Annotated in this window: 5 protein-coding genes; 3 read left to right on the top strand and 2 right to left on the bottom strand. The window is 38.7% G+C overall.

The window, feature by feature from the left end:
* The first annotated feature begins 237 nt into the window (after positions 1 to 237).
* The 3 genes from LG372_RS07425 (at position 238) to LG372_RS07415 (ending at position 11,131) form a co-directional block, all read left to right on the top strand.
* Positions 238 to 9,606 (top strand): Rib/alpha-like domain-containing protein, encoded by a 9,369-nt coding sequence (locus tag LG372_RS07425; RefSeq protein ID WP_225742495.1) that lies wholly within the window; start codon positions 238 to 240, stop codon positions 9,604 to 9,606.
* 264 nt (positions 9,607 to 9,870) lie between these two features.
* The gene (locus LG372_RS07420) at positions 9,871 to 10,725 is read left to right on the top strand and encodes a VOC family protein (RefSeq protein WP_225742494.1); all 855 of its coding nucleotides are present in this window, start codon (positions 9,871 to 9,873) and stop codon (positions 10,723 to 10,725) included.
* A gap of 148 nt (positions 10,726 to 10,873) precedes the next feature.
* Positions 10,874 to 11,131 (top strand): metal-sensitive transcriptional regulator, encoded by a 258-nt coding sequence (locus LG372_RS07415; protein ID WP_000185159.1) that lies wholly within the window; start codon positions 10,874 to 10,876, stop codon positions 11,129 to 11,131.
* 188 nt (positions 11,132 to 11,319) lie between these two features.
* Here LG372_RS07415 and LG372_RS07410 read toward each other — a convergent pair whose 3' ends face one another.
* Entirely contained in the window at positions 11,320 to 11,616 is a 297-nt protein-coding gene (locus tag LG372_RS07410; protein ID WP_042749802.1) for a rhodanese-like domain-containing protein, read from the bottom strand.
* A complete protein-coding gene (locus LG372_RS07405; RefSeq protein WP_225742507.1) occupies positions 11,606 to 13,261 on the bottom strand; it encodes an FAD-dependent oxidoreductase in 1,656 nt (551 codons plus the stop codon). The genes LG372_RS07410 and LG372_RS07405 overlap by 11 nt, the downstream gene beginning before the upstream one ends.

The following is a 13,261-nucleotide window of genomic DNA, read 5'->3' as shown; positions in this document are numbered from 1 at the left end:
TATGAGGTAATTTTTAAGCTTTTTTGAAAGTTATTAATCATATTTCTGAAGCTATTAATTATCTTTGCTTTTTTATATATCAACATCGATTAAAATATCGAATTGCTTGACATAGTGAATAGATAGAGTTATTATATATATTATACAATAGGTGAAGTCAGGGATTTTCTTAGTATCTATTTAAGGATTTTACTGACTTTTCTTGGTGTAAATAAAAATATAAGAAAAGGAGTAGTAATGTACTCACGAATAAAAAAATATCATGGACAAAAGGTTCAACGATTTTCAATCCGAAAGTATAGTTTCGGTGCAGCATCGGTAGCGATTGCTGCGCTTATGATGTTTGGAGGTGGAGCCACTGCAAAAGCTGACACTATTCAAGGAAACGATGCAAGAACGAGCTCAAATTTGTCTAATCAACAGTCATCGCCATCTCAAGAAAACCTAAATCACGAAGAGAATGTTGCGAGCTCTGATGCTAAGGGAAAAGAAATTCCTTCTAAAGATCCAGTTTCTAAACCAGTAGTAACTTCAGCTGAAGCTTTAGTTAATGAAGATAGGGTAGCACCAGAAAATATTGCAAAGGTAGACTTCAGTAAGTTATCAGAAGCGATTTCACGTATTCAATCAGCTATCGATAAAGTTGAAATTAGTAATAAAACATCAAAAACTATTGAGGATGCAAAGGCAGCACTATTAGAAGCTCAAGCTTTATCAGCAAATGATAAAGCAACTCAGGCAGAGGTAGATAAAACTGTTGCAAGATTAGGAGAAAAGGCTTTTGTAATTGAGAGCATGCCAAAAGTGTCTCCTGCTGTAGAAGATAAATCAGAAACAGAAGCTAAAGTAGAAAAAACAAATAAAAACCAAGATCCACGAAACGGAAAAGCAATTCCTGGTAAAGGGGAAAGTGGGTTTAGAGCGACTCCTACTGGTGTAGGAGAACAAGCAGCAGAAGGTCCTACTAGTAATAATAAAAGAGGGGTAGGAGCTAACCCAGTAGATAACGTTATTTCAAGTTTGAAAAATCAATTTGGAGATATTGATTTTAATACTCCAGATGTTGAAACAAAATCTGCTACTGTTGAAAATCAATATTCAAGAAATAGTACTAGTTCTCCAAATCCAGCTCCAGTAAAACTTGGTAAAATTACTTATAATTGGAAAGAAAAGAGAATTGAAAATGAAATTGATGGATGGAAAATAGAAGGGACAAATAATTATGTAACAGCGATTAAACCAGAAGCTCCAACAGAAGTTGCAGCGGATAGACCTGCTGGATTTGATCCGAAACCATCTAAAGTTTACGATAATAATGGAAGTATTGACAGACAATACAATGATACTCCTGTTCCAGGAAATCCATTAGCACCTAATAAAGCTAATCAAAACTATGCAAATGGTGTTAACTACTCAAGTGTACCTGGTGTTCCTTTAAATAATGCAGCACATTCAGCTGTAGGGAAAGATTATTATATTCAATTAAATAAGAAAGGTACACAAATTTCGAAAGAATTTAATGTTAATCCGAACTCTAGATTATACCTAAGTGTTCTAACAGGTGGTGCCTATGGGAATATGGGTACTGCTGGTACTGGTGAAAAAGTAGAAATTACAGTTAGAGATGCAGATACAGGTGAAGTTTTAACAACACTGAAAGATGCGAATAATAATAGTGAAACAACACACGTTTCAACTCCGTATGGTGATGGAGGGAATGGTAATGGTTTCGGATTCTGGAGAACGATTATCAATACTCCAAATACTACTAAGAAAATTAAAGTAACCATTAAAGCATTAGAGGATGGTCCCGCATTTAATAAAACTTATCCAGTAAAAGGAAAAACAGAAATTGAAGATGGATACTTTGTTGGTGGAGTTAACTTAACTGTTGGTGCTGCTTTAGAAATGACGACAGATGTTGTTCGTAATAATACCACGTCCGCTTATGGAGAAGATACTCTCTATAAAGACAAAGAATCAGGTCAATTAAAAGTTACTGTGAAAAACGTTGGTGGGTTACCAACGTACGGCGCTTATGAATACACAATTAAAATTCCTGAAGGTGTAGAATTAAAAGATTCAGTTAAAAAAGCGAATGCATGGAATTGGCCTGGTCCTTACCAAGTGGTATCATATGATGAAACAACTAGAACACTTAGATTGAAATTCAATGCGGGGGATTCTGATCCTGCTAAAAATGGAACTCGGACATTCGGTATTGATTTCACAACAGCGAAAAACTTCAAAGGGACAGCTACTTTCAAGGTAACTGCAGAAATTAAAGAAGGATTTACAGATTTACAAGGAAACAGGGTATTAGAAAATACAGGTGTTGTAAATCCAAATAGTCCATATAGAAATACATTTAATGCACTAGGAAATACAGATAATCCTGATTATTATTACAATAAAACAATTTATATTGATACTGTTAAACCTGTTGCTCCTACAGTAGAACCAGTCCATACAGATAGTATTAATGGCGAAAAAACTGATAAAAATCAACCTACAGAATTATTAATTTCTGTACCAACAGAAAAAGATCCTAATTTAACAGATGTACCTAGAGAAAAACAAGATATCGCTGACAATGATCAAAATAATGGAACAAATAGAAATGCTGATACAGAAGTAAAAAATATTGAACGTGCAATTGGTGGATTAACTTCATTGAAAGTTACTTTACCAAATACTAAAACACCAATTACTTTAACGAAGAAAGCAGATGGTTGGTATAATGGTGCAACAAAAGTTGAAGTACGTGATGGTAAATTAGTTGTTCCAGTTCCAGCAGGTACAGATTTAACGGAAGCGAATGAGACAACAAATCCGGACAAACGTATCAAAGTTACTGTGCTTGACAAAGCAGGTAACGAATCAGATCCAGCTTACGCTAATGTTCTAAACGAAGCTCCAACAGTAGCAGTTGAGAAAAAAGATTTATATGTTTATAAAACAAAAGAAGCTGACAAATGGAACAATGCTAAAGTTCTAGAAAAAGCGAAACCATCTGCAACTGACTTAGAAGATGATCGTGATGGTGTTGATTCTACTAAACCAACAATCGCAGTAAGTGATGCAGGTAATCTAGATACAACTAATGTTGGAGATTACACTGTAAAAGTTCAATCAACTGATAGTGAAGGTAAGAAATCAACAGAAACAAATGTCACTGTCCATGTCTTAGACTTAATTAAAGTAGACCCAACAGTAACAACTGATCCAACAAATCCAAGCACAACAGCTCCAGTATCTCCAAAAACAGCAGATACACCTGTAAAAGAAGGAGATGAAAATCTTGGTAAATATCCAGCAGGAGTTACTCGTGAGGACTTAGTTAAAGAAGTTACACGTACAATTAAGTATCTAAAAGAAGAAGATGCAAACAAAGATAATGCTACTCCTTTATATGCTGAAAAGGTGCAAAAAGTAACTTACAAACGTACAGCAACAGTTAATCCTGAAACAAAAGAAGTAACTTACTCTGATTGGGAAGTTTACAATGAAGCGGATAAACTAACTGATGCTAAAGCAGATGGTACTAATGGTAAGTATAACTCAGTTGAATCTCCAGTTATTAATAATTATTTATTAGTGGATAATGCGGATAAACTTGTTCCAGAAAAAGATGCTCCTAAGCCAGCACAAAATGGAACAGCAACTTCTGAAGTGAAGAAAGTTCTTTATAAAGAAATTGGTTCATTTGTACCTGAGTACCCAGCAGGCAAGAAACCACAAGGAGCACCAGATAAGATTTCTTATCCAAATAACCCGAATGATCCAACGGTTCCAGGTGATTTTAGCACGATAACAATTCCATATGTTCCAGGTTATACTCCAGTATATAATGGACAAGAATTGACACCGAAAAATCCAAATGATCCAACTCAAGGCTATAAAGTTCCAGATGGATTTACACCAACGGATAAATTTGGGGAATCACCAATTACATATACACCTTCTACTCAAACAGCTAAAGTAGTGATTGAGAAGAAAGTCGATGGAGCCGCAAATGAAGTGGTTTCTAGCTTTGATTTAACAGGTAAATCTGGTTCAGAATTACCAGCAAATACAGATATTGACAACAAAATCAAAGAACTTAAGAACCAAGGTTATGAAGTAGAAAGTGATGACTATAATACTCAGGATAATCATCATCCAATTTTTGATGACAAGGAAGATATTAACCCAACAGATGGTTCATCATCACCTTCTCAAACATTTAAAATTGTGGTTAAACCTAGAATCATTGAAGTACCTTCATCAACACCACATGAAAAAGATAGTCCAGTAGATCCAAATGGGGATACCCCAGAACTTAAATGGCCTGAGGGATTAGCTGAATCTGACTTGAACACAACAGCTAAACGTGTGATTTCATATGTGAAGAAAGATTCAGATACAGCAGCTGAAGAAAAAGCTAAGGATGATACTGTTCAAACGGTGCCATTCACAAGAAAAGCAACCGTTAATCTTGTCACAAAAGAAGTAAGCTATACTGATTGGGAAAATCCAAATAAAACATGGGATAAAGTTGGAGTAGATGTTCTACCAGGATATATTGCTGATAAAAAAGAAATTCCAGCTAAAGAAGCATCAACCCCTGCAAAAGATACAAAAGTAATCCCTGATGAAACGGATAAAGTTACTTATACGAAGATTGGAAGCTGGATTCCTGTTGATCCAACCACTGGTAAGGATGGAGATCCGATTCCATTCCCTAACGATCCAAATGATCCAACCAAGACTGGTGAAATTACACAAATTATTCCTCATAAAGATGGATATACTCCAAAAGATGGAAATGGAACACCATTAGAACCAGTAAATCCTGCAAATCCAGAAGAAGGTTATAAACCACCAAAAATTACGGATCCAAAAGCAAATATCAAGATTACCTATGATAAAGACGATCAAAAAGCAAAAGTAAAATTTGTTTCAGTAGATGATGAAGGTGTTGAAACACCATTAGATACGAAATATAATATTGATGATCTTGCTGGTAAATCAGGAGATAAAATTCCAGAAGAAAAAGTTCAAACACGTGTTGATGTTTTGAAATCTATGGGATATGATGTTGTAGATAATCCATTTGATCAGGATCCAACGTTTGATACTAAGAAAGAAATAGATCAAGAGTTTACAATTAAAGTTAAACCACAAGTTTCAACTGCAAAACCTGTTTATGTAGTAGAAGGAGATAAACCATCTTCAGAAAAATTAAAAGATGCTGTTACTACTAAAGGAAATGAGAAAACAGTAGATGAAACTAAACTTCCTGATACAACTGATAAAGTTGGGGATGACACATTAACAGCTCCTGTGACAGTGACATACGGTTCAGGGGATAATAAACGTGAAGAAACTGTTAATGTACCGATTAAAGTTGTTGAAGGATATCCACAAATTGTCCCAGTAGATCCAAAAGAAGCTCCAAAAGCAGAAGATAGTATCAATCCAGATGATTATCCAGCTGGTTCTAAATTCACTTACGAAAAAGAACCAGATACAACAACACCTGGAGATAAAGGGGTTAAGGTTATTGTTACTGATGAAAATGGAAATGAACTAGTAAGAGTTCCAGCAACAGTACGTGTAGTTGACAGTATTCCACAATACGTTGTGGCTGATAAAGCTAATAAACAACCAGAAGCTAAACAAAGTATCACACCGGGTGAATATCCAGACGGAACGGAATTTACTTATGAAACTCCAGTAGATACAACTACATCGGGAGAGAAAGATGTAGTCGTTGTGGCTAAAGTTGGTGAAGATACGATTGTTAAAGTTCCAGCTAAAGTTGTGGTAGTAGATCCTGAAGTGCAATATGTATTTGAAAATCCTCAAAATACACAACCAGATCCATCTGAAAGCATTAATTCTGATCAATATCCAGACGGAACTAAGTTCACCTATAAAGATGGTGATGTAGATACAACAACACCTGGAGATAAGAAAGTAACAGTAGTTGCGAAAGATGGTGAAGATAAACTTGTAGAAGTCCCTACGGTCGTTAAAGTATTACCAGTTGTTAAACCAACGGGAGTAACAGTACTTAAAGATAGTACAGATTTAGAAACAATGGTTAAAGCAAAAGCTCAAGAAGTGGTGGATGCATTACCAAAAGATAGTATTCCTGCAGGTGTAACAGTAACTGTTAAAGAAGTGAAAGAAAAACCTGAAACAACTGCTACAGGAGAACAAAAACCAGCTAAGGTAGTTATTGAATATACTGATGATAAAGGCCGTGTAGTTGGATCTAAAGAAGTAGAAGTTCCGGTAACGGTAGTTGGTTCAACACCAAAATCATTGGTAGTCTTTGAAGGTGATACAGTAGAATCTAAAACTGTTCAAGATGCAGTAACACCAGGAGCTAATGGAACTAAAGGTAATCCTGTAATTCCAGAAGACCTAACAAAAACAACAGGTAAGAAAGAAGTAACAGTCCCTGTAACTTACGACGGAATTAAAGCTCCAGAACAAGTGAAAGTACCAGTGACAGTATTGCCAGTTGCTAAAGGTGAAGTAACAGTACCAAAAGGTGAAACTACAGATAAAGTTAAAGAAGTAGCTAAAGCTAAAGCAGAAGAAGTAGCAAACTCAGCAGATTTCAAAGCTAAATTACCAGATGGTGCCAAAGATGTAGAAGTTGGAGCGATTACAGAAGAAGTGCTTGCAACCATTACATCGGAAGCAGGAACAAACAAAGGAACTGTAAAAGTCCCAGTAACCTATACAGTAGATGGCGTTAAGTATACAAAAGATGCAGAAATTACTGTAAATGTCGTTGGTTCAAATGCTGATCAAGTATACGTTGTTGAAGGCGACAAACCTGAAATAGCTAAAGTAAAAGATGCAGTAACACCAGGACAAGGTGGAACAGTACAAGATCCAACAGAAGCTGATTTACCAGATACAAAGGATAAAGTTGGAGCAACCGATGTAACAGTACCAACTAAAGTTAAGTATGCAAATGGTGAAGAGACAGTAAAAGTCCCAGTGACAGTATTACCAAAAGTAACCCCAGAAGGTGTAACAGTTCTTAAAGATAGTGATAAGCAAGAACTAGAAAAAGCTATTAAAGAACAGGCTGAAAAAGCAGCTAATAACGTGAAGGGGCTTCCATCAGGAGTTACTGTAACAGTTACAGAAGTTAAAACAGGAACAGTACCACCTACAGCAACAGTTGGTGTACAAATCCCAGCGACAGTAGTGGTAGAGTATGTGAAAGATGGTAAAGTAGTTGCGACTAAAGAGGTACCTGTACCTGTTAACGTAGTAGAAGTCGTTCCAGTCTCAATAGAGACACCAGTCACCTCTACCCCATTAACGCCAGAGGATTATACTAAAGGAATTAAGATTCCAGAAGGTGGAAAAGTGACCAATGTTGAAAACATTCCAGACTTGACAACACCAGGTAAGAAAGATCCAGTTAAGGTAACGATTGAATTACCAAATGGTAAAGTAGTCACAGTAGAGGTTCCAGTAACTGTAACACCTGTTAAAGAGATTGAGACACCAGTCACCTCTACCCCATTAACACCAGAGGATTACACTAAAGGCATCAAGATTCCAGAAGGTGGCAAGGTCACAAATGTTGAAAACATTCCAGACTTGACAACACCAGGTAAGAAAGATCCAGTTAAGGTAACGGTTGAATTACCAAATGGAAAAGTGATTACAGTAGAAGTTCCAGTAACTGTAACACCTGTTAAAGAGATTGAGACACCAGTCACCTCTACCCCATTAACACCAGAGGATTACACTAAAGGAATTAAGATTCCAGAAGGTGGCAAGGTCACAAATGTTGAAAACATTCCAGACTTGACAACACCAGGTAAGAAAGATCCAGTTAAGGTAACGGTTGAATTACCAAATGGAAAAGTGATTACAGTAGAAGTTCCAGTTAATGTAACACCTGTTAAAGAGATTGAGACACCAGTCACCTCTACCCCATTAACGCCAGAGGATTACACTAAAGGAATTAAGATTCCAGAAGGTGGTAAGGTCACAAATGTTGAAAACATTCCAGACTTGACAACACCAGGTAAGAAAGATCCAGTTAAAGTCACAGTTGAATTACCAAATGGTAAAGTAGTCACAGTAGAGGTTCCAGTAACTGTAACACCTGTTAAAGAGATTGAGACACCAGTCACCTCTACCCCATTAACACCAGAGGATTACACTAAAGGCATCAAGATTCCAGAAGGTGGCAAGGTCACAAATGTTGAAAACATTCCAGACTTGACAACACCAGGTAAGAAAGATCCAGTTAAGGTAACGGTTGAATTACCAAATGGAAAAGTGATTACAGTAGAAGTTCCAGTTAATGTAACACCTGTTAAAGAGATTGAGACACCAGTCACCTCTACCCCATTAACGCCAGAGGATTACACTAAAGGAATTAAGATTCCAGAAGGTGGAAAAGTGACCAATGTTGAAAACATTCCAGACTTGACAACACCAGGTAAGAAAGATCCAGTTAAGGTAACGATTGAATTACCAAATGGAAAAGTGATTACAGTGGAAGTTCCAGTAACTGTAACACCTGTTAAGGAAATTGAAACTCCAGTTACGAAAACTCCATTAACACCAGAGGATTACACTAAAGGAATTAAGATTCCAGAAGGTGGAAAAGTGACCAATGTTGAAAACATTCCAGACTTGACAACACCAGGTAAGAAGGATCCAGTTAAAGTCACGGTTGAACTACCAAGTGGCAAAGTGATTACAGTAGAAGTCCCAGTTAATGTAACACCTGTTAAAGAGATTGAGACACCAGTCACCTCTACCCCATTAACACCAGAGGATTACACAAAAGGCATCAAGATTCCAGAAGGTGGCAAGGTCACAAATGTTGAAAACATTCCAGACTTGACAACACCAGGTAAGAAAGATCCAGTTAAGGTAACGGTTGAATTACCAAATGGCAAAGTGATTACAGTAGAGGTTCCAGTAAATGTAACACCTGTTAAGGAAATTGAAACTCCCGTTACGAAAACACCATTAACGCCAGAGGATTACACTAAAGGAATCAAGATTCCAGAAGGTGGCAAGGTCACAAATGTTGAAAACATTCCAGACTTGACAACTCCAGGTAAGAAAGATCCAGTTAATGTAACGGTTGAACTACCAAGTGGCAAAGTGATTACAGTAGAAGTCCCAGTAACTGTCACTCCAAAAGCGACTCCAGCTCCAAGAGAAACAGTTAAAACTACCCCAATCGTAGTAGAGGTTGGAACTCCAATTGTCAAAGATGATGTTAAGAAACATATTGAGTTACCAAAAGGTGCTGAAATCGTAGAAGTTGGAGAAATTCCAGCAACTGATACGGCAGGACAAAAACCAAGTGTTAAAGTAAAAGTGAAACTACCATCAGGAGAAATCTTAGAGGTAGAAGTCCCAGTAACAGTCATACCTAAGCATGTTGAACCATCAACTCCAAACCAACCAGCTTCTCAACCAGCAACACCTAAATATGTTGAAGGTCAAAAAGAATTGCCTAACACAGGTACAGAAGCCAATTCTAGCCTAGCAGCACTTGGACTTTTAGGTGTCTTGAGTGGATTTGGACTTGTTGCTCGCAAGAAAAAAGAAGACTAATTCTAATTAGATTTTCTGATAAGAATAAGGAGTAGGATATCATATCCGCTCCTTTTCTTTTTGGGATTAAGATGAGAGCCATTTTAGCGTTGGTTAAAAATTTTCGGTGGCTTTATTGTCAATTCTCTGTAAATTTTTCTCGTTCTAATTCCATATAGACAAGATGGAGAATCATAATCTATAAGTTGTCTGGCTTGACTTTCTTGATGGGAATTATATAATAGATGTAATAAAAATAATTACAACTGAGAAAGAGGACCATTTATGACCTATGAATACAAGAGCCACATTTATTTGGCAGAGGCAGTTTTAAATGTAAAGAACTTGGCGAGTCAAACAGCCTTTTATCAGCAAATTATTGGCTTAGAAATCTTATCTCAAACTGAGACAGAGTCCATTCTAGGACTTGGTGGAAAAGCCTTGGTACAGCTGATTCAAGCACAAGAGAGCGGTGAAGTAAGGGAACATTATGGTCTTTACCATCTGGCTATTCTCTTACCGACACGAAAGGCTTTGGCTGATGCCTTGAAACACCTGACAGATTTACAGATTCCTCTTGTCGGCGGTGCAGACCACGGTTACAGTGAGGCCCTTTATTTGGAGGATTTGGAGGGAAATGGCATTGAACTCTATCGAGATAATCCGGTTTCCACATGGGATATTCGAGAAGATGGACGCATTATCGGAGTGACGGAGGCTCTTGCGGCGCAGGACATTTATGAGCTGGGGGAAAGAGTAGAGCCCTTTATCATGGCAGAAGGTACGAGAATGGGGCATATTCATCTTTCCGTCAAGGATAGTCGAAAGTCCAGCCAGTTTTATCAAAAGGTGTTAGGACTAGAGGATAAATTCAGTGTGCCTAGCGCTAGTTGGATTGCAGCTGGGGACTATCATCATCATTTAGCAGTCAACGAATGGGGAGGAAAAGGCCTAGATCCGCGTAAGCAAGGCTTGCCAGGTTTGGCTTATTATGTTATTGAAGTCGCACATAAAGAAGAACTGTTAACGATTGCCCAACGAACACAAGAAGTTGATGCACCAGTTAAGTGGCTGACATCAAGCCAGTTGGAAATCACAGACCCAGACGGAATTGTGACTCGTATTCGTTTAGCGAGGTAAAACTAGAAAACTCTAGTAAATTATCAGTATGGCTAGTTTACTTTTGAAAAGTCTTTGATAACAGAACTGCGTGAGCTGGATAGGCGAGAATTTTGACAAAGAAGCTGATTAGAGATATAATGAAGAAAAATCGAGCAAGGAAAAAGAAATGACAAACTCAAAGTATATTACTCGTTTGAAACGTTCAGAGGGCCAGTTGCGTGGGATTCAAAAGATGATTGAAGAAGATCGTGATTGTGCTGATATTGTGACGCAACTGACAGCCGTGAAATCTAGTGTGGAGCGCGTGATTGAGATGATAATTACGGAAAACCTTACTGAATGTATCAATCAGCCACTAGATGATCCTGAAGCTCAAAAGGAACGCCTAGAAAAGGCCATCCGATACTTGATTAAACGGAAATAAAGAGATGAGAGTTGCAAAGATCTCTGCTAGTAGAATAGTTTAATGTGAATCAAGAGAGGCTGGAAAAAGTCTTTAAAATAAAAGAACGCATACTATCAGGTGTTGAAAGCCTTGATAGTATGCGTTTTATTGTGGGGAAATTTACTTCATTTTCTCCTGAAGTTGAGTTTTTGCCGAGCTCCTTTTGATTATTCTACTTGACCTGGCCAAGCATTCATGCCACCTTCTACATTGGTAACAGTGAGGCCTTGGGCGCTGAGAAATTGGCAGGCAGAGGCAGAACGTACTCCTCCTTGACAGATGACATGGTATGTACGGTCAGAATTGAGTTCTTTGTAGCCCTGCTCTAAGGTACTTAACGGAAGATTTTTGGCACCTGGTGCATGTCCTGCTTGGAATTCATGTGCTTCACGGACATCGATAAGCTCTAAATTTTCATTTTGATATTTTTCATAAAAGTCAGCCATACTGATACTAGTTTCCATATTCTACTCCTTCTGGGTTAGCCATTTTGTATAGTGAATAAGCGCCGTCAAGGTTTTGTACGGTAAATCCTGCTTGCTTGAGGATACGCTCTGCGATATAGCTGCGTAAACCACTGTGGCAGCTGACGATGTAGGCCTGGTTCTTGTCCAGTTCATTCAAGCGTTCCCGTAGTTCGTTTAGGGGGATGTGTATAGTGTCTACCTTAAGTCGACCACTTTGGAGTTCGCCACTGGTCCGCACGTCTAGGAATTTCTTTCCCTTAGCCAGTTCGTCTTCGAGATGGTACCATTGAACGTTGTCGCTGAGACCTTCGATAAGGTTTAAGGCTGCGTAGCCCAGCATATTGACGGGATCCTTGGCAGAACCAAATGGTGGCGCATAGGTAAACTCTAACTCTGGTAAGTCAAAGACGGTGAGATTTCCCTTGATAGCAGTTGCTAGGATATCGATTCGCTTGTCAACGCCTTTCTTACCAACTCCTTGGGCACCGTAGATTTTTCCAGTGGTTGGGTCAAAGAGGAGCTTCAAGGTTATATCAGTAGCTCCTGGGTAATAACCGGCGTGGTCTTTTCCGCTGACATGAAGTGCCTTGTAAGGAAGTTGATTCATGATAAGGATATGTTCGCTGAGACCAGTCGAAGCAGCTGTCATATCAAAGGCACGAACGATAGCAGTGCCGATACTGCCCTTGTTTGTACGTTCTAGTCCTGCGATGACGTCTGCCACTTGGCGTCCCTGACGATTGGCAGGAGAAGCGAGAGAGATGAGGGCATCTTGGCCTGTGATTTCTTGCTTGACAATGATAGCGTCACCGACAGCATAAATATCTTTTTGACTGGTTTCGTAATGTTCATCGACTAGGATACCACCACGAAGTCCCAGTTCAATCCCCGCAGCTTTTGCCAGTCCGTTTTCAGGTTCAACACCGACAGAAAGGATAGTGAGGGCAGAAGTGATCTTTTGCCCGTTTTCGAGAACGATGACTTTTCCTTGGTCTTCAAATCGAGTCGCAGACTGAGAAGTGATAACGCGAACACCGTTTTTAACCAATTCTGCTTGGACAAAGGCTGCCATTTCTTGATCTAATGGTGGCAAGACATGGGGTGCTTTCTCAACAATAGTAACTTGCAGGCCACGTTTTGCCAGATTTTCAGCCATTTCAAGCCCGATAAAGCCTGCACCAATAACGACAGCTTCTTTTGGATGATTGTCCAAGGCTGCCATGATTTCATCGAGATCGGGAACATTGCGAAGAGTGTAGGCGTTCTTAGCTTCTACCAAGCCTTCAATGGTAGGAACAAATGGTTTAGCTCCTGGGGAGAGGATCAGCTTGTCGTAGCTTTCTGTGAATTCCTGTCCATCATGGCGTACGGTCACAGTGTGCTTTGCTGGGGAAATGCTGATGACTTCATGGAAAGGACGAACATCCAAATTAAAGCGTGCTTTGAGACTTTCAGGAGTTTGGACCAATAAGCTATCACGGTTTGCAATTTCTCCTGAAACATAGTAAGGAAGTCCGCAGTTTGCAAAGGAAACAAAGGGACCTTTCTCAAAAATAGTGATTTCAGCGTCTTCTATAAGACGTCTGAGACGGGTTGCTGCTGACATACCACCTGCAACTCCCCCGACAATAATCATTTTTAT

The organism is Streptococcus sp. Marseille-Q5112, assembly GCF_916700555.1.
Taxonomy (GTDB): Bacteria; Bacillota; Bacilli; order Lactobacillales; family Streptococcaceae; genus Streptococcus; species Streptococcus symci.
Note: the sequence above shows the minus strand (reverse complement) of the source record. Positions and strands in the feature narration are given on the sequence as shown.